19 protein-coding genes are annotated in these 21,926 nt (G+C 43.7%); 16 read left to right on the top strand and 3 right to left on the bottom strand.

What is annotated here, in order from left to right:
* Positions 1–9: 9 nt before the first annotated feature.
* Positions 10–645: a viroplasmin family protein gene (locus DW862_RS07165; protein ID WP_117684820.1), complete on the bottom strand. Its 636-nt coding sequence runs from the start codon at positions 643–645 to the stop codon at positions 10–12.
* A gap of 139 nt (positions 646–784) precedes the next feature.
* Between DW862_RS07165 and DW862_RS07170 the strand changes: the two genes are divergently transcribed.
* The 9 genes from DW862_RS07170 (at position 785) to DW862_RS07210 (ending at position 11,353) form a co-directional block, all read left to right on the top strand.
* Positions 785–1,387, top strand: a complete 603-nt coding sequence (locus DW862_RS07170; RefSeq protein WP_008770436.1) for a nitroreductase family protein — start codon at positions 785–787, stop codon at positions 1,385–1,387.
* 115 nt (positions 1,388–1,502) lie between these two features.
* Positions 1,503–2,030 carry a shikimate kinase gene (locus DW862_RS07175; RefSeq protein ID WP_004314493.1) on the top strand — a complete coding sequence of 176 codons (528 nt, stop codon included), beginning with the start codon at positions 1,503–1,505 and terminating at the stop codon, positions 2,028–2,030.
* A gap of 136 nt (positions 2,031–2,166) precedes the next feature.
* On the top strand, positions 2,167–4,665 hold the full coding sequence (locus DW862_RS07180; protein WP_120067560.1) for a tetratricopeptide repeat protein: 2,499 nt from the start codon (positions 2,167–2,169) through the stop codon (positions 4,663–4,665).
* A 9-nt stretch (positions 4,666–4,674) separates the two neighbouring features.
* Entirely contained in the window at positions 4,675–6,441 is a 1,767-nt protein-coding gene (locus tag DW862_RS07185; protein WP_120067562.1) for an HSP90 family protein, read from the top strand.
* 9 nt (positions 6,442–6,450) lie between these two features.
* Complete coding sequence (locus tag DW862_RS07190; RefSeq protein ID WP_120067564.1) at positions 6,451–7,521, top strand: hypothetical protein; 1,071 nt, start codon at positions 6,451–6,453, stop codon at positions 7,519–7,521.
* A 69-nt stretch (positions 7,522–7,590) separates the two neighbouring features.
* Entirely contained in the window at positions 7,591–9,483 is a 1,893-nt protein-coding gene (gene speA, locus DW862_RS07195; RefSeq protein ID WP_008019353.1) for a biosynthetic arginine decarboxylase, read from the top strand.
* Between the two features lie 56 nt (positions 9,484–9,539).
* Positions 9,540–10,313, top strand: a complete 774-nt coding sequence (gene argB, locus DW862_RS07200) for an acetylglutamate kinase (protein WP_044129844.1) — start codon at positions 9,540–9,542, stop codon at positions 10,311–10,313.
* A gap of 61 nt (positions 10,314–10,374) precedes the next feature.
* A complete protein-coding gene (locus DW862_RS07205; RefSeq protein ID WP_087320788.1) occupies positions 10,375–10,884 on the top strand; it encodes an RNA polymerase sigma factor in 510 nt (169 codons plus the stop codon).
* Positions 10,874–11,353: a hypothetical protein gene (locus DW862_RS07210; protein ID WP_004315419.1), complete on the top strand. Its 480-nt coding sequence runs from the start codon at positions 10,874–10,876 to the stop codon at positions 11,351–11,353. Before DW862_RS07205 ends, DW862_RS07210 begins: the two co-directional genes overlap by 11 nt.
* A gap of 182 nt (positions 11,354–11,535) precedes the next feature.
* Here the strand turns inward: DW862_RS07210 and DW862_RS07215 are convergent, their stop codons facing one another.
* Positions 11,536–12,318 (bottom strand): head GIN domain-containing protein, encoded by a 783-nt coding sequence (locus DW862_RS07215; protein ID WP_008024080.1) that lies wholly within the window; start codon positions 12,316–12,318, stop codon positions 11,536–11,538.
* Between the two features lie 129 nt (positions 12,319–12,447).
* Between DW862_RS07215 and DW862_RS07220 the strand changes: the two genes are divergently transcribed.
* Complete coding sequence (locus DW862_RS07220) at positions 12,448–13,146, top strand: SprT family zinc-dependent metalloprotease (RefSeq protein ID WP_120067567.1); 699 nt, start codon at positions 12,448–12,450, stop codon at positions 13,144–13,146.
* A 158-nt stretch (positions 13,147–13,304) separates the two neighbouring features.
* Here the strand turns inward: DW862_RS07220 and DW862_RS07225 are convergent, their stop codons facing one another.
* Positions 13,305–13,700 (bottom strand): hypothetical protein, encoded by a 396-nt coding sequence (locus tag DW862_RS07225; RefSeq protein ID WP_008024082.1) that lies wholly within the window; start codon positions 13,698–13,700, stop codon positions 13,305–13,307.
* Between the two features lie 172 nt (positions 13,701–13,872).
* Between DW862_RS07225 and rimP the strand changes: the two genes are divergently transcribed.
* From rimP to sufC, 6 genes are all read left to right on the top strand, one after another.
* Entirely contained in the window at positions 13,873–14,340 is a 468-nt protein-coding gene (gene rimP / locus DW862_RS07230; RefSeq protein ID WP_008642741.1) for a ribosome assembly cofactor RimP, read from the top strand.
* 2 nt (positions 14,341–14,342) lie between these two features.
* Positions 14,343–15,623 (top strand): transcription termination factor NusA, encoded by a 1,281-nt coding sequence (gene nusA / locus DW862_RS07235; RefSeq protein ID WP_008024083.1) that lies wholly within the window; start codon positions 14,343–14,345, stop codon positions 15,621–15,623.
* A 113-nt stretch (positions 15,624–15,736) separates the two neighbouring features.
* Positions 15,737–18,832: a translation initiation factor IF-2 gene (gene infB, locus DW862_RS07240; RefSeq protein ID WP_008642742.1), complete on the top strand. Its 3,096-nt coding sequence runs from the start codon at positions 15,737–15,739 to the stop codon at positions 18,830–18,832.
* Between the two features lie 203 nt (positions 18,833–19,035).
* The gene (locus DW862_RS07245) at positions 19,036–19,566 is read left to right on the top strand and encodes a CvpA family protein (RefSeq protein WP_120067569.1); all 531 of its coding nucleotides are present in this window, start codon (positions 19,036–19,038) and stop codon (positions 19,564–19,566) included.
* The gene (gene sufB / locus DW862_RS07250; protein ID WP_004309458.1) at positions 19,544–21,046 is read left to right on the top strand and encodes a Fe-S cluster assembly protein SufB; all 1,503 of its coding nucleotides are present in this window, start codon (positions 19,544–19,546) and stop codon (positions 21,044–21,046) included. The genes DW862_RS07245 and sufB overlap by 23 nt, the downstream gene beginning before the upstream one ends.
* Positions 21,047–21,161: 115 nt before the next feature.
* Positions 21,162–21,914 (top strand): Fe-S cluster assembly ATPase SufC, encoded by a 753-nt coding sequence (gene sufC, locus DW862_RS07255; protein WP_004307398.1) that lies wholly within the window; start codon positions 21,162–21,164, stop codon positions 21,912–21,914.
* The last annotated feature ends 12 nt before the right edge of the window (positions 21,915–21,926 follow it).

Genomic DNA, 21,926 nt, shown 5'->3' on the forward strand with positions numbered 1-21,926 from the left:
TATGTTCTTTTATTTTCTGCCGAAGTCGGCCGGAATTTCTCCCCATTCTTTCGTTTCCCATTTCAGGATACGAGTGGTATATGTATTTTCCCGCAACCATTTTTCTGCCCGTTCGATCAATAAAAACAGTTCTTCCGTCTCCGGAGTGCGGGGGAGCTTGGTTTTGCACTTCTTCTGTCGTACCCAGCTGATCGCATTGGCGCTGTCGCTGTAAATAGGCATGTCGAAACCTTTGTTCTTCAACAACGCCAACCCGTGTACGATGGCTAGAAACTCACCGATATTATTCGTGCCTTTCATCGGGCCGAAATGAAAAATTTCCTGACGGCTGGCAATGTGTACTCCACGATACTCCATCGGTCCCGGATTGCCGCTACAGGCTGCATCGACTGCCAGGCTATTGTCGATCACGCAAGAGGGTAAAGCATCTGACGAAGGTTTGGAACCTCCTGATTTAGACTTTGCGTTTTTGCCGATATAAGCGTATGGAGACATTGTCAGCGCGCGTTCCGCTTCTTCGCGCGTATCGAATGATTTGTATTTGGCAGCTTCGTATCCTTTGATTTGAAGCTGGCAGTCTGTCCAGGAAGTGTAAATCCCGGGTGTGACGCCTTCCCATACGACATAAAATTTTTGTTTTGCCATTTTTCTGACGATAAATTTAGATAGTCAATGAATTGACGCTGCGAAGGTACAAATATATTCTCTAACTGAACAAGTTAGGGGGGATACTTGTTATAAAAAAAAGAGAGTTTTAAGAATATAAAATAAGAAAGGAACTATGATGGAAAGATCTTTTAGTGAAGCTTTGAAACAACGTCGGACTTACTATTCAATTACTAATCAGTCACCTATATCCGATCAGGAGATCGAATGTATCGTTAATATGACCGTGCGTCACGTACCGTCAGCATTCAATTCACAGACTACACGTGTGGTGCTCCTGTTGGGAGAATCTCATAAGAAACTGTGGCAGATCGTGAAAGATGCATTGAAGAAGATTGTACCGGCTGAAGCTTTTGCAAAGACAGAAGAGAAGATAGATCATTCCTTTGCCTGTGGCTACGGAACTGTACTGTTCTTTGAGGATCAAAAAGTAGTGAAAGGACTTCAGGAGGCTTTCCCGTCTTATCAGGAGAACTTCCCGGGATGGTCATTGCAGACTTCTGCCATGCACCAGCTGGCTATCTGGGTGATGCTTGAGGATGTAGGTTTCGGAGCATCGCTGCAACACTATAACCCGTTGATTGATGAAGAAGTGCGCCGTGCATGGAACTTGCCGGAACATTGGCATCTGATTGCGGAAATGCCGTTCGGACTTCCTATTGGCAAACCGGGTGAAAAAGAATTTCAGCCGCTTGAAGAACGGGTGAGAATCTTTAAATAAATCGGGAATGAAGAATGAATAATGAAGAATTGGATGGCATAATGGCTAAAATTCTTCATTCTTCATTCTTCATTCTTCATTAAATGATTAATTTTGTGAGCAAAATTAGTCATTTATGGTTCGTATCTTCCTTACCGGCTATATGGGTGCCGGAAAAACGACGCTGGGTAAAGCATTTGCCCGGCAGATGGATATACCGTTCGTTGATCTGGACTGGTATATCGAAGAGCGTTTTCACAAAACCGTTGGAGAATTATTCACTGAACGAGGCGAAACAGGATTCAGGGAACTGGAGCGGAATATGCTTCATGAAGTAGCCGAGTTTGAGAATGTGGTAATTTCGACGGGAGGTGGAGCGCCTTGTTTTTTTGATAATATGGACTTTATGAACCGGACCGGAAAGACGGTTTTTCTCGATGTGCATCCGGATGTGCTGTTCAGACGCTTGCGTGTGGCTAAACAGCAACGCCCTATTCTTCAGGGGAAAGAGGATGACGAACTGAAAGCGTTCATCGTTCAGGCGCTTGAGAAACGCGCACCTTTTTATCACCAGGCACAATATATCTTTAATGCAGACGAATTGGAAGACCGTTGGCAGATTGAAACATCGGTGCAACGTTTGCAACAACTTCTTGGATTATAATCTGTGCCTAAATTGTATATCAGACTTTATTTTTTTGATACTCTTTATTGTTCATTCAGTCAATATTAGTACCTTGCACTCGTTATGAGATTTTTTTTATTGACTAATAACACAAAATTAAGGTAAAGTCTATATCATGAAAATTTTAAAAGAGAAATTTGGAGAGTTATCCGCTAGAATAAAAGCATCCGGACAGCCTGCAAGAGTATGGTTTCCACAGTATACACCGGCCTCATTATTAAATGCGGAAAATTGGTGGGAAGCATTGGCTGTATGTGAATATGCTTTGGACACAAAAGAAGACGAGAAATTAACAGAAGATTTTTTTGAACTGATATTCAGTGCTTTTGACTGTAACGTAGAGGTCGATCTCAATGCAGAAGAATATGAATTCTGGTGGGAGAAGGTAATGCAGGTATGCGACCGGGTAGCTGTGTTTAGCGGTGCGGGATGGGCACAGAAGGGTGCGCAATATTCTGAAGCCCGTTATGGAAAGCGGGATATGAGTTATTTGTTTCCGTATTACGAAAAGGCTGCCGATATGGGTTGGGCTGAAGCGGAAGCAACTGTTGCCTATTGGCGATACATGGGATTCTATTGTGAACAAAATAAAGAAGAGGGCGAACGACGTTTTGCTGCTCTCACTTCTCCCGAAGCTATTTTATGGGGAAAACATTATCGTGCTTTTGTCGAAGAATTTACAGGCGATAAAGCGAAAGCATCGCAGATGCGTCATGACCTGCTTGCCGAACTGCCAGCAGGAGAACGTTTGCGTGCTCATGTATATGCAGCACTGGGAGACGCACTCGACAGGGCGGAAGGCAGCGTGGCAGAGGAAGCTGCTTACTACGAAAAGTCTCTGGAGATAGTTCCCAATCTTTATAGTCTTAAAAATCTGGCTACCCTTTATTTCCGTTATCCGGAACTGAATAAACCGAAAGAACTGGGCTTTGAACTTTGGAAAAAAGCCTGGCATGCAGGGGTGTGGTCTGCCGCTAACTTCCTGGGATATAATTATCAGGAAGAAGAATGGCTGGATATGCCGAAAGCTATTGAATGGCTGGAAAAGGGGATGCTTTATTGTGAATCTTACAGTGCGTATGAACTGGCGCTGATCTACCTGTATAATGATGAATATAAGAACGTGGAACGTGGACTGGTGTGTCTGAACCGTTGCGTGGAAGATAACTATATACAAGGTATAGAAGGACTGGCTAATATCTATTTCAACGGTGAATTGGTGGAAGAGGACATGAATCGTGCGAAAGAATTGTTGGAGAAGGCTATTGAACTGGGTTCGGGAAATGCAGCTTATCGTCTAGGCTGGATGTATGAGCGTGGCTTCTTGTCTGAACAACCGGATTATGTGAAGGCGTTTGAGTATTATGAAAAGGCAGCTTCGCTGAACAATGCCGACGGATATTGTCGGATGGCGCTTTATCTGGCTAATGGATATAGCGGTGTAAAAGATGCCGATAAGTCAAGAGAATGTTATGAAAAAGCAGCCGAACTGGATTCCTGCTTTGCTCTTGTAGAACTGGCGTTCTTGTATGAGAATGGCGATGGAGTGGAGAAGAACTATGAAAAGGCATTTGAACTGATTAGTAGGGCTGCCGGACAGGGTTATCCTTATGCGATGTTCCGTTCTGGTCTTTATATGGAAAAGGGTGTTCTTGGCGAAGCAAAACCGGAAGAGGCGTTCGCTTGGTATACAAAGGCGGCTGAAGCGGATGATAATGATGCGATTTTTGCTCTGGGACGCTGCTATAAAGAAGGAATCGGAACGGCAGAAGACTGGGATAAGGCACTCGAATGGTTCGGCAAAGGAGCGGAGAAGGAAGAGTCCCGTTGTTTGACAGAGCTGGGCCTGGCTTATGAAAATGGCAATGGCGTGGAAGAAAATCCGCAAAAGGCTGTGGAATATATGATGAAAGCTGCTGAACAGGACTATGGTTATGCCCAGTTTAAGATGGGAGATTATTATTTCTTTGGTTGCGGTCCCTGTCTGGAAGACAATAAAAAGGCTATGGAATGGTATGAGAAGGCTGTGGCCAACGAAATTCCAATGGCAATGTTGCGTATGGGTGAGTATTACCTGTATGATTATGACAGTCTGAACGAATCGGAAAAGGCTTTTGCCTATTTCAAGAAAGCTGCCGAATACGAGTGGTATAGCGAAGGATTGGGTATCTGTTATGAAATGGGTATCGGAGTGGAAGATAATGAAACGGAAGCTTTTAAATATTATACGCTGGCTGCGGATAATGGAAATACGATGAGTATGTATCGTACCGGACTTTGCTATTACAACGGAGTAGGTGTGAAACAGAACTATGCCGAAGCTTACCGCTGGTTTACGGATGCGGCAGGGAATGAAAATATTGCTGCGACTTATTATCTCGGTAAGATGATGATGTATGGCGAAGGTTGTACTCCTGATCCGGAAGCTGCGGTGCAATGGCTGCTGAAAGCTGCTGAAAAAAATAGCGACAAAGCGCAATTTGAACTTGGAAATGCCTATCTGACGGGCAAAGGCGTGGAAGAAAACGATGAAATTGCAATGGAATGGTTCGAAAAGGCCGCAGAGAATGGCAATGAGAAAGCTCTTAAAATTACCGGAAGGAGGAGAAAGTAAAAGAGGAACATGGAAAAAGAAGGGAATAATCTGTTTCAGGTCAATCTTAAAGGTATGATTGCCCTGTTATCAGAGCACATTTATAGTAACCCGAATACTTTTGTTCGCGAACTGTTGCAGAATTGCGTAGATGCCATCACGGCACTACGCAATATCGACGAGAATTATAAAGGACGTATCGATGTCTTTCTGAATGAGGACAAAACGGTGGTGTTCAGGGATAATGGAATCGGACTGAAAGAGGAGGAAGTTTATCGTTTTCTGACGGTTATCGGAGAGAGTTCAAAACGGGATACTCCCGATGCGGACGATTTTATCGGAAGGTTCGGTATCGGATTGTTATCTTGTTTTGTGGTGACTAATGAAATCACCGTGGAGAGTCGTTCGGCAATGGGCGGACAACCTGTTTGCTGGTGTGGCAAAGTAGATGGGACGTATCAGCTGACTTTATCGGACGAAGAACGGCCTATCGGGTCGCAGGTGGTGTTGCATCCGAAAGGAGACTGGATGCATCTTTTTGAATATGAAACGTTTAAGAAGATACTGGTCAGTTATGGGGAAGTGTTGCCATATCCTATCTATCTGCATTATCAGGGGGAAGAGGAGTTGGTAAATACGCCTTCGCCTGTATGGCTTGATCCGAAGGCGACTCGTAAGGAGTTGCTGGATTATGGGGCAAAAGTATTCCAGTCGTCTGCTCTTGATGCTTTCCGGATTTATACTGAAAGTGGTAAGGTAGAAGGGGTGCTTTATGTTTTGCCTTTCCGAACACAATTTTCAGTACGCAATTCTCATAAGGTATATCTCAAACGTATGCTGTTGAGTGAGGACGATTGTAATCTGCTGCCGCCGTGGGCTTTCTTTATCCGTTGTCTGGTGAATGCGGACGGATTGCTGTCTACTGCTTCCCGCGAGTCTTTGGTGAGCAATGACCAGCTGAAGGATGCACGGAAAGAGATCGGGATAGCTATCAAGGATTATCTGCGGGGATTGGTGCAGAATGACCGAGCTATGTTCAACCGGATCTTGGATGTTCATCACTTCCATATCAAGGCGATTGCTTCGGAAGATAATGAACTGCTCCGTTTGTTTATGGATTACCTTCCTTTTGAAACAAATAAGGGGCTGCGTGGTTTTGGAAGTATTCGCTCGGCAAGCAATGTGATATGCTATACCAAGAATCTGGAAGATTTCCGTCAGGTGCGCCGTATAGCCGGAGCACAAGGATGGTTGGTGGTGAATGCTGCTTACACCTTTGATGAAACTTTGTTGAAAAAGTATGTCCGTCTGAATCCGGAACTTACGTTGGATGAAATATCTCCTTCACGGTTGCTGGAACAGTTTGGCGAAGTGGAGGCGAATAAAGAGTTTCAGGCTTTTGAAATGAAAGCGAACGAGCTGTTGAAGCGGTTTGGCTGTGTCTGCCGTCTGAAACATTTTACTCCGGTGGATATTCCGGTAATCTTTGTGGCAGAGGAAAAGGAGAATGTAGCTAAAAGTGCCAATAATCCGTTGGCGGCTGTATTGGGGGCTGTGAATACTGCCAAGCAGATTCCACCGACACTCACTTTCAATGCGGATAACGAAATGGTGCAGACTTTATTGCAAATACAGGGAGACAATAAACTGTTTCAGCATGTGGTGCATATATTGTATGTACAGTCGCTTTTGCAAGGTAAATATCCGGTGAACAGTGAAGAAATGGAGCTTTTCAACCGTTCGCTTAGCGAACTGATGACTTCGAAAATGAATGATTTTATAAATTTCCTGAATTAAAAAAAGAGTATGAGATACACACTTGAAATACAAAAACTGCTGTTGCAGACACAGAATGACAGCCTGCATCCCCGTGAAAAAGCCAATCTATTGAAAGAAGCTATCCGCATCGCTGATGAGAACGAAGATGTGGAATGGGCTACGGAGTTGAGACTGGATCTTATCTATGAACTGAATCTTCTTTCGGCAGATGCGGAAGAGATTACCGTGTTCTCTAAAATCCTGGATGATTACGAGAATCACAAGGATGTAATCAAAGAAGATGACTTGTTGTGGAAATATAAATGGATCTGGGCTTGTACGTTCGATCTGCCGGAAATTCCGATGGAACAGGTGAAAGCGATCGGTGAGGATTATAAAACCCGTATTCTCCGGAATGGATATTCTTTGCGGAGTTATTATCACCGCTGGTCTGTGGAATGTGTTTGGATGCGCCAGTATGACAAGGCAAAAGAATACATTGACAAGATGCTGAATGAAAAGATAGACGGTCAGTCGTGTGAGGCTTGCGAACTGAATTTTATGCTGGATTATTATTTGGAAACAGGGCAGTTTGATGAGGCTTACAGCCGGGCGCAGCCATTGATTAATAAGCAGGTCACCTGTTATGAAGCCAATTTGCGGGCTTACTTGAAGCTCTCCTATTATGCACAGAAAGCTGGCAAACCGGAGGTTGCCGCTGATATGTGTGCACGTGCCGAAGAAGCATTGCAGGGAAGAGAAAAGGATGAATATCTTTTGCTTTACTTGGGATTGTTTATTGCTTATAATATAATGACGAAGCCGGAAAGAGGCTGGGAGTATGCCGAGCGGTGCATCGGTTGGAGTTTGCGTACGAATACGTTGAAGAGATATCGCTTCTCTTGCGATATGGTAGAGGCCTTGAAGTATGAGACCCGTCCGGAAGTCTCCTTATCGTTGCCGGAGGAATTCCCTCTTTACCGTCCGGACGGAATTTATCAGGTCAGCGAGCTTCGCAATTATTTCTATCAGCAAGCAGAAGAGCTGGCACTTCGCTATGATGTCCGCAACGGAAATAGTGGTTATATGGACCGTTTGAAACAATTAATGTCCAATTAATTGCCAACATGTAGATTAATCCGTATTTTTGCCGTCCAATTATTTACTAAAAACACTGAATAACAGAAAATGAGAAAGTGGCGTATTGAAGATTCTGAGGAACTCTACAACATCACAGGTTGGGGTACCTCGTACTTTGGTATTAATGACAAAGGTCATGTCGTTGTTACACCTCGTAAAGATGGAGTATCCGTTGATTTGAAAGAACTGGTCGATGAGTTACAATTGCGTGATGTGGCATCTCCCATGCTGGTGCGTTTCCCGGATATTTTGGACAACCGTATTGAAAAGATGTCATCCTGCTTTAAACAGGCAGCCGAGGAGTATGGTTATAAAGCCCAGAACTTTATTATTTATCCGATTAAGGTCAACCAAATGCGCCCTGTGGTGGAAGAAATTATCAGCCACGGAAAGAAGTTCAATCTCGGACTGGAAGCCGGTTCTAAACCGGAACTCCATGCGGTGATTGCGGTCAATACGGACTCTGACTCATTGATTGTTTGCAACGGATATAAAGACGAAAGTTATATTGAACTGGCTCTGCTTGCTCAAAAGATGGGTAAACGTATCTATCTCGTTGTGGAGAAGATGAACGAACTGAAGCTGATAGCAAAAATGGCAAAGCAGCTGAATGTGCAGCCTAACATTGGTATACGTATCAAACTCGCTTCTTCCGGAAGCGGAAAGTGGGAAGAGTCGGGAGGAGATGCCAGCAAGTTTGGCTTGACTTCCAGTGAACTTCTCGAAGCGCTCGATTTTCTGGAGAGCAAAGGCTTGAAAGATTGTCTGAAGCTGATTCATTTCCATATCGGTAGTCAGGTGACGAAGATCCGTCGTATCAAAACGGCTTTGCGTGAGGCTTCACAATTCTACGTGCAGCTCCATTCAATGGGGTTCAATGTGGAGTTTGTTGATATTGGCGGTGGACTGGGAGTGGATTATGACGGAACCCGTTCGTCCAATAGTGAAGGTAGTGTAAACTATTCCATTCAGGAATATGTAAACGACTCTATCTCTACGCTGGTAGACGTGAGCGATAAAAATGGCATCCCGCATCCGAATATCATAACGGAAAGTGGGCGTGCATTGACGGCACACCATTCTGTTCTCATTTTTGAAGTTCTTGAAACCGCTACTTTACCCGAATGGGATGACGAGGAGGAAATTGCTCCGGATGCACACGAATTGGTGCAGGAGTTATATGGAATCTGGGATTCGCTGAATCAGAACAAGATGTTGGAAGCATGGCACGATGCGCAGCAGATCAGGGAGGAAGCATTGGACTTGTTCAGTCATGGAATCGTGGATCTGAAAACCCGCGCACAAATCGAGCGTCTGTATTGGTCTATTACACGTGAGATTAATCAGATTGCCGCCGGTTTGAAGCATGCGCCCGATGAATTCCGTGGATTGTCCAAACTGCTTGCCGATAAATATTTCTGTAACTTCTCGCTGTTTCAGTCACTTCCTGACTCTTGGGCAATTGACCAGATATTCCCGATCATGCCTATTCAGCGATTGGATGAAAAACCGGAGCGTTCGGCTACCTTGCAAGATATAACCTGTGATTCGGACGGCAAAATTGCCAACTTTATCTCTACCCGTAACGTGGCTCATTATCTGCCTGTACATGCACTGAAGAAAACAGAACCTTATTATGTGGCTGTATTCCTGGTGGGTGCTTATCAGGAGATTTTAGGAGATATGCATAATTTGTTCGGTGATACGAACGCCGTGCATGTTTCGGTGAACGAGAAAGGATATAATATCGAACAGATTATCGACGGAGAAACGGTAGCGGAGGTGTTGGACTATGTGCAGTACAATCCGAAGAAGCTGGTACGTACGCTCGAAACTTGGGTGACGAAATCAGTGAAAGAAGGAAAAATCTCCTTGGAAGAAGGAAAAGAATTCCTTTCCAACTATCGTTCGGGGCTTTACGGATATACTTATCTGGAATAACCGGCAGGGTGCCGGAGCCGGATTCTCCATTCGGTGAACTTATTAGAAATCAAGAAATGAGAGAAAAACTAACAGTTATTAAGGTGGGTGGCAAAATCGTAGAAGAGGAAGCCACCCTTCGTCAGTTGTTAAATGACTTTGCCGCTATTGACGGACATAAAGTGTTGGTTCATGGTGGCGGTCGTTCGGCAACAAAGATTGCCGCGCAACTGGGTATTGAAAGCAAAATGGTAAATGGTCGTCGGATTACCGATGCCGAAACGTTGAAAGTCGTAACGATGGTGTACGGCGGATTGGTGAATAAAAATATTGTGGCAGGTCTGCAAGCACGCGGAGTCAATGCACTCGGATTGACCGGAGCGGATATGAATGTAATCCGTTCGGTGAAACGTCCGGTGAAAGAAGTAGACTACGGGTTTGTGGGAGATGTGGAACAGGTGGATGCTACTTTATTGTCGGATTTGATACATAAAGGCGTTGTTCCCGTGATGGCTCCATTGACGCACGACGGTCACGGCAATATGTTGAATACGAATGCAGATACCATTGCCGGGGAAACAGCGAAAGCGTTGTCGGCTCTGTTTGATGTGACATTGGTGTATTGTTTCGAGAAGAAAGGTGTGTTGCGTGACGAGAATGATGACGACAGTGTGATTCCTCAAATCACCCGTGCCGAATTTGAACAATATGTAGCCGATGGCGTTATTCAAGGAGGTATGATTCCTAAGTTGGAAAATTCTTTTGAAGCAATAAATGCAGGAGTTTCTGAAGTGGTAATCACCTTAGCGTCAGCGATTAACGACTCTGGAGGAACGAGAATAAAAAAATAATTCAAAAAAAAGTAGTGGGCGACTGTAACTTTTCATATCCTAGCCCGTCATTATTATAGAGATGCAAGAAATCAGCTTCCGAAACGATATTTTGCCGTTGAAGGATAAACTCTTTCGATTGGCTCTCAGAATCACCCTGGATAGGGCCGAAGCCGAGGATGTCGTTCAGGACACCATGATAAGAGTGTGGAACAAGCGTGATGAGTGGTCTCAATTTGAATCGGTCGAAGCCTATTGCCTGACAGTGGCAAAGAACCTGGCGATAGACCGGAGTCAAAAGAAAGAAGCTCAAAACGTGGAACTCACCCCCGAAATGGAGGAAGAACCTGATGCAAACAGTCCGTATGACCAGATAATTCATGATGAAAGAATGAACATCATTAATAGACTGGTAAACGAACTTCCCGAAAAACAGCGGCTTATCATGCAACTGAGGGACATTGAAGGTGAAAGCTATAAAAAAATTGCAACCTTGCTGAATCTGACAGAGGAACAAGTCAAAGTGAATCTCTTCAGAGCCAGGCAAAAAGTAAAACAAAGGTATTTAGAAATTGACGAATATGGATTATAAGGATATAGAACAGCTCCTCGAGCGATATTGGCAATGCGAAACTTCCGTTGAGGAGGAAGCAACATTGCGCGACTTCTTCGCAAAGGAAGAAGTTCCGGCTCATTTGCTTCGCTATAAGAATCTGTTTGTTTATCAGCAGGTTCAGCAGGAAGTAGGACTGGGCGAAGACTTTGATGCACGTATTCTGGCAGAGGTGGAGCCTACGGTAGTAAAAGCGAAACGTTTGACACTGACCGGTCGTTTTATTCCTCTGTTCAAGGCCGCTGCCGTAATTGCAATCATCCTTTCTTTGGGGAATGTGGCACAACATTCTTTCTCCGGAGATGATGGAAGTGTATTGGCTACGGATACCATTGGTAAACAAGTAACTGCACCGTCGGTCGCTATCTCAAATGATGTGAAAGCGGAACAGGTTCTGGCTGATAGCCTGGCGAAGATCAACCATAAGGTGCAAGTTATAAACGAATAGACATTTTCATTTGCTTTAAACATATAATATAGTTAGTGTGCTTAATTAAAACAACAACGAAGGCGAAACTGTGAAGTTTTCAATTCTCTCAAATTTTTATAATGAAACTAACTAAATAAATGGGCTACCGCGTGATGCAGTAGCCCTTTTATGCTTTTAAACTGTCTTTATTTAAGCTGTCTTTATTTGATCTGCCGTATGTTTTTTCGTGGCGCATCCACTTCTTGAGGATCTCCTTTATAGGCAATATCACCGCTTCCTTTGACGCGGGCAACCAGCTTCTGACTGGCATAGCAGCTGATGTTGCCGGAGCCGCTAATGCTTGCGTCTGTGTTTTCTGCTTGCAAATCGGCAGCTTGAATATTTCCTGATCCGGCAATAGAATAGCTCGCTTGAATGGCTTTGCCGTTCAGATTGATATTGCCCGAACCGGAAATACTTGCCTGACATTCTTGGCTCTCTATTTGTTGTAGTCTTACATCTCCCGAACCATTAATTGAAACGGCCATTTTTTGGCAATTGAATCCTTCTCCCTGAATGTTGCCCGAACCGTTGATGTGGAACTCAATATCTTTAGAGGTTTGTATCCCATTGATTAATCTTATATTTCCTGAACCGTTGACCGACAGCTTATTCAGTTCCGGAGCAAAAACTTTTATTTCCAGTTTTCCTTTCCAGATAGTGACATTCTTCTTGAATTTTATAATGAATGTACTACCCTCCACATACGTTTCTATAAGTGGTATGATGTTGTCGGAACCATGAATTTCGACATGGCTGCATGTGTCTTGCCAATAACTGATGTTGGCACTTCCCACTAGTTTGATTTCATTGAAGTGGTCGGCTTTCACTTCTTTGGAGATGTAATTCTTACTACCTACGATGTGTTTTCCCCGCAAGCAAGAGCCGGCAGTAAGTACTAGAAACATTCCCGTGACTAATACGAGCAATAAACTTGTTTTCATAATTACGCTTTTCTATGATTGATATAATGGTTAGACGTAAGAACTTGATCTAAAGTTGCATCTTCCATAAAGTTTTTCGTTAGCATCTTCTTTTTTATTACTTTTGTGGCTGTTGATAGGAGGATTATAATGGATAAGATTATAGAAGATGATGAGTTAGGGCGTCTGGTGATACGCGTCAATTCACGTGCGAGAAGTCTTGTGTTTCGTACCAAGAGTGATGCTGTTTATGTTTCAGTTCCTCCCGGTACTACCCTGAAAGAAGTGAAACAGGCCATCGAGAATTTGCGTGGAAAACTTCTGGCCTCCCGGCAAAAAATCGCTCGTCCGTTGATTGATTTGAATTATAAGATTGATGCGGAGCATTTTAAACTATCTTTGGTGTCGGGCGAGAAAGATCAGTTTCTGGCTAATTCCCGGTTGGGTGTAATGGAGATCGTTTGTCCGCCTCATGCCGATTTTACAGATGAGAAACTGCAAAGCTGGTTGCATAAGGTTATTGAAGAATCATTGAGACGAAATGCCAAAAGTATTCTGCCTTCACGTTTGGCCTTTTTGTCCAAGCAATGCGGATTGCCCTATTCGAGTGTGAAAATAAACTCCAGTCAGGGCAGATGGGGGAGTTGTTCGGCTCGAAAAGCTATTAATTTATCCTATTACCTGGTTTTGCTGCCTTCTCATTTGATAGACTACGTGTTGTTGCACGAATTATGCCATACCCGCGAGATGAATCATAGCGAACGATTCTGGGTGTTGCTCAATCAATTTACAGAAGGAAAAGCATTGGCCTTGCGGGGAGAATTGAGAAAGTACCGTACGGAAATATAAAATGCTTTACAGCCAAGATAATATTCTCGCATTGTCACGAACTTAGTTTATTCTATCTTGGGTAAAGCCTTGTAAGCTCCTATTTCTGGCTGTTTTCTAAATCTTATACATTCCTGATAATGGTTCGTTATGATACGTAATAGGGGGATATGCCTTTATTATTTGGCTAATTGTTTAATTCCGTCCGATTCTTTTTCAAACTGATAAGCCCCTCCTTTTTCGCTAAGATCAAATGTAGAGACTAATTCTGTGTTATTATCTACGATCAATAAAGCGCTTTGTTCTGCAAAACGTCCTACTTCTACCGTGTAAGGCTCTTCCGATATGGTTTTATTGGAGATAAGACTGTCGTTGACAAACAAAGAGATAGAATCTCCGGCAAAACCTTTTACCAGACTGATTGTGTAGCTTTCGATGAAATGACGTTCTTCCTGCTTTTCCCGTTGTAGCCGCATACTCATGTATACGAAAATAACCACGACAAAAATGACGGCAAAAGCAAGAATTCCGTTACCTACCATAAACTGTTTATTTGTGTTGAGACGATGTGCCATAGTCGTTATTTTTTGAATTGTGGCGTAAAGATACGAATATAGCACTGTTAATTCATACTTTTTTTCTTTAATCTTTTGTAGTCGAATAGATTATTTATATCTTTGCAACCGGAAACGGATGAAAGGTGGAGGGGCAATTAAGCTCCTTTTTTTGTTCTTATATAGTTAATAAATGATAGAAAAGAAAACTGTTTGTCAGATTGTAGATGAGTGGCTGGAAGGAAAAGACTACTTTTTAGTAGAAGTAACTGTGAGCCCGGATGACAAAATTGTGGTCGAAATTGACCATGCAGAAGGTGTTTGGATCGAAGATTGTGTGGAGCTTAGCCGCTACATAGAGTCAAAACTGAACCGTGAAGAGGAAGATTATGAACTGGAAGTAGGGTCGGCCGGTATCGGACAGCCCTTTAAAGTACTGCAACAGTATTATATCCACATCGGACAAGAAGTGGAGGTATTGACTAAAGACGGACGCAAACTGGCCGGCATACTGAAAGATGCCGATGAAGAGAAGTTTACGGTAGCCGTACAAAAGAAAGTAAAACTAGAAGGAGCAAAACGTCCGAAACTGCAAGAAGAGGACGAAACCTTTACTTATGAGCAAATAAAATATACTAAATACTTAATTAGCTTTAAATAGTTATGGCCAAAAAAGAAGAAACAATCAGCTTGATTGATACATTTTCGGAATTTAAGGAACTGAAGAATATCGATAGAACGACGATGGTTAGCGTACTCGAAGAGTCGTTCCGTAGCGTAATCGCGAAAATGTTTGGCACCGATGAGAATTACGACGTGATCGTGAACCCGGATAAGGGTGACTTCGAGATCTGGCGTAACCGTGAAGTTGTGGCCGATGAAGATTTGACTAACCCGAATATGCAGATTTCGTTGAGCGAAGCACAGAAAATTGATGCTTCCTACGAAGAAGGTGAAGAGGTGACTGATGAAGTGATCTTTGCCAAATTCGGACGTCGTGCTATCCTGAATCTCCGCCAGACATTGGCTTCCAAGATTCTGGAACTTGAGAAAGACAGTATTTATAATAAATATATAGATAAGGTAGGTACGATCATCAATGCAGAAGTGTATCAGATCTGGAAGAAAGAAATGTTGCTCTTAGATGATGAAGGAAACGAGTTGCTGTTGCCTAAGACCGAACAAATCCCGAGCGATTTCTATCGCAAAGGTGAAACGGCCCGTGCAGTAGTTGCCCGCGTGGATAACAAGAATAATAATCCTAAGATTATCTTGTCACGTACTTCTCCCGTTTTCCTGCAACGTTTGTTCGAGATGGAAGTACCCGAAATTAATGATGGTTTGATTACCATCAAGAAGATTGCCCGTATCCCTGGCGAACGTGCCAAGATCGCGGTAGAATCTTACGATGACAGAATCGACCCTGTAGGAGCCTGTGTAGGTGTAAAGGGAAGTCGTATTCATGGCATTGTTCGTGAACTTCGCAATGAGAACATCGATGTAATCAATTACACATCGAACATCTCATTGTTTATACAGCGCGCTTTAAGCCCGGCTAAGATTTCTTCTATCCGTTTGAATGAGGAAGAGAAGAAAGCGGAGGTTTTCCTCAAACCGGAAGAAGTTTCGCTGGCTATCGGTAAAGGCGGTTTGAACATCAAACTAGCCAGTATGTTAACTGAGTACACTATCGACGTGTTCCGTGAGTTGGATGAGAATGTAGCGGATGAAGATATCTATCTCGACGAATTCAGAGACGAAATCGACGGATGGGTGATCGACGCCATCAAGGCTATCGGCATTGATACAGCGAAGGCTGTGTTGAATGCTCCTCGTGAGATGTTGATTGAAAAGACGGACTTGGAAGAAGAGACAGTGGACGAGGTAATACGCATTTTGAAATCGGAGTTTGAAGAAGAAGGTGAAAATTCAGTAGAAAATTGAGAATTTAAAATTGAAAAATGAAAGTTATCTCTGTTATACTACATCGTAACTTTTAATTCTTCATTCTTAATTCTTCATTTAAACAAGCTCCATTTATTCATTAATTTTAAAATATGACGATAAGGTTAAACAAAGTTACAAGAGATTTGAACGTAGGAATCGCGACGGTAGTTGAGTTCCTGCAAAAGAAAGGGCATACCGTAGAGGCTAATCCTAATACCAAAATTAGCGAGGAGCAATACGCTATACTCGTAAAAGAGTTTAGTACAGATAAGAACCTTAGACTTGAATCGGAGCGTTTCATACAGGAACGTCAGAATAAGGAACGTAATAAGGCGTCTGTTTCGATTGAAGGCTTCGAAAAGCAGCCGGAGAAACAGAAGTCGGAAGATGTGATTAAGACAGTCGTACCTGAGGATGCACGTCCGAAGTTTAAACCTGTCGGAAAAATTGATTTGGATAAACTGAATGGTCGTAAACCTGAAAAGGTGGAGAAGGAACCGGAACAGAAACAAGAAGAACCTGTTGTAGAACGGCCTGTCGTTAAACCCGAAGTAAAAAAGGAGCCCGAGAAAAGAGAACCCGAGGTGAAGAAAGAAGAGGTGGTGATACCTCCTGTTTCTGTAGTAGAGCCTACTCCAGTGGTAGTTGAGCCCGTAGTAGTGCCGGAACCTGTAGTGGAGACGAAGCCGGTAGAAGTTGAAAAAGTAGTAGAAGAAGTGAAAAAAGAAGAGCCGAAGGTAGTAGAAACTGCACCTGTGAAGGCGGAAGAACATAAAGAAGAAAAAAAGGTGGAAACTGCACAGGCTGAAGTAACCCCGGTAGCAGAAAAAGCTCCGGAGGATGATGGTGTTTTCAAAATCCGTCAACCGGAATTAGGCGCGAAGATCAATGTGATCGGTCAGATCGACTTGGCTGCATTGAACCAGTCTACTCGTCCGAAGAAAAAATCGAAGGAGGAGAAGCGTCGCGAACGTGAAGAGAAAGAGAAAATCCGTCAGGATCAGAAGAAACTGATGAAGGAAGCCATCATCAAAGAAATCCGTAAGGATGATTCTAAAGTGGTGAAGAACGGTCCGAAAGAAAGCGCAGATGCTGCTAAGAAAAAACGCAACCGTATCAATAAAGAAAAGGTAGACGTTAATAACGTTGCGACTTCCAACTTTGCTGCGCCGAGACCTAATATACAAGGTAAAGGCGGCAATGGTAATGGCAATAACAACGGTCAGGGCGGACAAGGAAATAATAACAGAAGAAATAACAACAATAATAAGGATCGCTTCAAGAAGCCGGTTATCAAACAGGAAGTGAGCGAGGAAGACGTAGCAAAACAGGTAAAAGAAACTCTTGCACGTCTGACAACCAAAGGTAAGAACAAGACGTCCAAATACCGTAAAGAAAAACGTGAAATGGCTTCCAACCGTATGCAGGAACTGGAAGATCAGGAAATGGCAGACAGCAAGGTATTGAAGTTGACCGAGTTTGTTACGGCTAACGAACTGGCAACGATGATGGATGTATCTGTCAATCAGGTTATCGCTACTTGTATGAGTATTGGTATCATGGTTTCCATCAACCAGCGTCTGGATGCGGAAACAATCAATCTGGTGGCAGAAGAGTTCGGATTCAAGACAGAATATGTAAGTGCGGAAGTGGCACAAGCTATCGTTGAAGAAGAAGATGCTCCGGAAGATTTGCAACCGCGCGCTCCGATTGTTACAGTGATGGGACACGTTGACCACGGTAAGACCTCTTTGCTCGACTATATCCGTAAGGCGAACGTAATTGCCGGTGAAGCCGGAGGTATTACACAGCATATCGGTGCATATAACGTGCAACTGGAAGACGGTCGCCGTATTACGTTCCTCGATACTCCGGGGCACGAAGCGTTTACCGCTATGCGTGCACGTGGTGCGAAAGTAACGGATATTGCTATCATTATTGTGGCTGCCGATGATAACGTGATGCCGCAGACAAAGGAAGCAATCAATCACGCGATGGCTGCCGGTGTACCTATTGTATTTGCAATCAATAAGGTGGATAAACCGACTGCGAATCCGGATAAGATTAAAGAAGAACTGGCTGCAATGAATTACCTTGTTGAAGAATGGGGTGGTAAGTATCAGTCACAAGATATCTCTGCCAAGAAAGGTATGGGTGTGGAAGACTTGCTGGAAAAAGTATTGCTCGAAGCAGAAATGCTCGACCTGAAAGCAAATCCGGACCGTAATGCTACGGGTTCCATCATCGAATCTTCACTGGATAAGGGACGTGGATATGTAGCTACTGTATTGGTATCTAACGGTACTCTGAAAGTGGGAGACATCGTACTGGCAGGAACCAGCTACGGACGTGTGAAGGCTATGTTCAACGAACGTAACCAACGCATCAAAGAAGCAGGACCTTCCGAACCGGCTTTGGTATTGGGATTGAACGGTGCACCTGCTGCAGGTGATACATTCCATGTTGTTGAAAGCGATCAGGAAGCTCGTGAAATCACCAACAAACGTGAACAGTTGGCTCGTGAACAGGGCTTGCGTACGCAGAAGATCCTTACGTTGGATGAGTTGGGCCGTCGTATTGCTTTGGGTAACTTCCAGGAATTGAACATCATCGTTAAGGGTGACGTGGACGGTTCTGTTGAGGCATTGAGCGACTCGTTAATCAAGTTGTCTACGGAACAAATTCAGGTAAATGTCATCCATAAGGGTGTGGGAGCAATTTCCGAGTCGGATGTTTCTCTGGCTGCCGCTTCGGATGCGATTATCGTCGGATTCCAGGTACGTCCTTCGGGTGCTGCCGCTAAGATGGCTGAACAGGAAGGTGTCGACATCCGTAAGTACTCTGTCATCTACGATGCAATCGAAGAGGTGAAGGCTGCTATGGAAGGTATGTTGGCTCCGGAACTGAAGGAACAAATCACGGCAACTATCGAAATCCGCGAAGTATTTAACATTACGAAGGTGGGTTTGGTAGCCGGTGCAATGGTGAAGACCGGAAAGGTGAAACGAAGCGACAAGGCTCGTTTGATCCGCGATGGTATCGTCATCTTTACCGGAAACATCAACGCGTTGAAGCGCTTCAAGGACGATGTGAAGGAAGTAGGTACAAACTTCGAGTGTGGTATCAGTCTGGTGAACTGCAACGACATGAAGGTAGGCGATATGATCGAGACATTCGAAGAAATAGAAGTGAAACAGACTTTATGATTTATGAGTTATGATTTATGAATTATAAGGGTATAAGGCCATTCGCGAAGTAATGGTTGCAACAATAGATGGGTGGTAATGTGGTACTATTTTATATGGGACACCACCTTACCACTTTATTGTTTTATCACCTGACAGAAATATAAATCACAGATCATAATCATAGAAACATAAATCATAAATCACAAATCATAAATCACAACGTGGCAACGATTGATATCATTATCCTTATTGTAATAGGCGCCGGAGCGGTGGTAGGCTTTGTAAAAGGCTTTATCCGTCAGTTGGCTTCTATTTTGGGGTTAATAGTCGGGCTGTTGGCGGCGAAAGCTTTGTATGCCTCTTTGGCGGCGAAACTTTGCCCGACAGTGACGGATTCGATGACAGTTGCGCAGGTGTTGGCTTTTATCATGATTTGGATTGCCGTGCCGTTGATTTTTGTACTGATAGCTTCGTTATTGACAAAAGCAATGCAGGCAATTTCGCTGAACTGGCTGAACCGCTGGTTAGGGAGTGGGCTGGGAGCACTTAAGTTTCTGTTGTTAACGAGTGTAGTGATCGGTGCGATAGAGTTTGTGGACAGCGATAATAAGTTAATTAGTGCAACAAAAAAGGAAGAATCTTTGTTATATTATCCGATGGAAACGTTTGCGGGGATCTTTTTCCCTGCTGCGAAGAATATGACGCAACAATATATATTAGAGAATAAAGATGCAACAAGAAGAACCCAATAAAATGAAACCCAATCAGAAAGATGAACTCGAAAAGAAGACTGATAATGAGTTTGTCCGGAAATTTGCGGAGGAGAAATATAAATACGGCTTCACCACAGAGGTGCATACAGACATCATTGAGCGTGGACTTAATGAAGATGTCATTCGTCTGATTTCATCGAAAAAAGACGAACCGGAGTGGTTGCTGGAGTTTCGCCTGAAAGCGTACCGCCACTGGCTGACGCTGGAGATGCCGACTTGGGCACATCTCCGTATCCCTGAAATTGACTATCAGGCGATTTCTTATTATGCCGATCCGACGAAGAAGAAAGAAGGACCGAAGAGCATGGAGGAAGTCGATCCTGAATTGATAAAGACGTTTAATAAACTGGGTATTCCTTTGGAGGAACAGATGGCTCTTAGCGGAATGGCGGTGGATGCCGTTATGGACTCCGTTTCCGTAAAGACTACCTTCAAGGAAACGCTGATGGAGAAAGGAATTATCTTCTGCTCGTTCAGTGAAGCCGTGCGGGAGCATCCCGATTTGGTGAAGAAATATATGGGCTCGGTGGTAGGTTACCGGGATAATTTCTTTGCCGCGTTGAACTCCGCTGTCTTTTCTGACGGCTCTTTCGTGTATATTCCGAAAGGGGTACGTTGTCCGATGGAACTTTCCACCTATTTCCGTATCAATGCCCGTAACACGGGACAGTTTGAACGTACACTGATTGTGGCGGACGACGATTCATACGTTTCTTATCTGGAAGGATGTACGGCGCCGATGCGGGATGAAAATCAGTTGCATGCCGCTATCGTTGAGATAATCGTGCACGACCGCGCAGAGGTAAAATATAGCACTGTTCAGAACTGGTATCCGGGCGATGCGGAAGGTAAGGGCGGTGTATACAACTTTGTGACTAAACGTGGTAATTGCAAGGGAGTGGATAGTAAATTATCCTGGACACAAGTGGAAACCGGTTCGGCCATCACTTGGAAATACCCTTCCTGTATTCTGACGGGCGATAACTCGACCGCTGAATTCTATTCCGTAGCTGTAACGAACAACTATCAGCAGGCTGATACCGGAACGAAAATGATTCATCTGGGCAAGAACACCCGCAGTACGATTGTAAGTAAAGGTATCTCCGCCGGACATAGTGAGAACTCCTATCGTGGGTTGGTACGTGTGGCCGAGAAAGCGGATAATGCCCGCAATTATAGCCAGTGTGACTCTCTGTTGCTGGGAGATAAATGTGGTGCGCATACTTTCCCTTATATGGATATTCACAATGAAACGGCAGTGGTGGAACATGAAGCCACAACGAGCAAGATCAGTGAAGACCAGATATTTTATTGCAACCAGCGCGGTATTCCGACAGAAGATGCGATCGGACTTATTGTGAACGGATATGCAAAAGAAGTATTGAATAAACTTCCGATGGAATTTGCGGTAGAAGCACAGAAGCTGCTTACTATCTCATTGGAAGGAAGCGTGGGGTGATTTACTAGTTGGCAATTTACGATTTACTATTTGGCTGCGCGCTTGTAGGAGGTAAATTGTCGGTAGTATAGGTTTTTAATAGTAAATAGTAAATGGAAAAATAGTACATATAATCATGTTAGAAATAAAAGACCTGCATGCCAGCATTAATGGCAAAGAGATATTGAAGGGTATTAACCTGACGGTGAATCCCGGTGAGGTGCACGCTATTATGGGGCCGAATGGTTCCGGTAAAAGTACGCTTTCTTCCGTATTGGTGGGAAATCCGGCTTTTGAGGTAACAAAAGGTTCGGTCACTTTTTATGGAAAGAACCTATTGGAGTTGAGTCCTGAAGATCGTAGCCATGAAGGGATCTTTCTTAGTTTCCAGTATCCGGTAGAGATTCCGGGTGTGAGCATGGTCAATTTTATGCGTGCTGCTGTGAATGAGCAACGCAAATATAAAGGTCTGCCTGCGCTGACGGCCAGTGAGTTTCTGAAACTGATGCGTGAGAAACGTGCGGTGGTAGAGTTGGATAATAAGTTGGCTAACCGTTCGGTGAATGAAGGCTTTTCGGGTGGTGAAAAGAAACGGAACGAGATCTTTCAGATGGCCATGTTGGAACCGCGGTTGAGCATCCTTGATGAGACAGACTCCGGTTTGGATATTGATGCGCTCCGTATTGTTGCAGAAGGAGTGAACAAACTGAAAACTCCTGAAACAAGCACAATCGTTATTACTCACTACCAACGTTTGCTTGATTATATCAAACCTGATATTGTACATGTCCTTTATAAAGGTCGTATCGTAAAAACTGCCGGACCGGAACTTGCGCTGGAACTGGAAGAAAAAGGATATGATTGGATCAAGAAAGAAGTAGGAGAATAACAAATAATAAGT

Origin of the sequence: Bacteroides sp. AM37-9, assembly GCF_003603455.1 — a bacterium.
GTDB lineage: Bacteria > Bacteroidota > Bacteroidia > Bacteroidales > Bacteroidaceae > Bacteroides > Bacteroides xylanisolvens.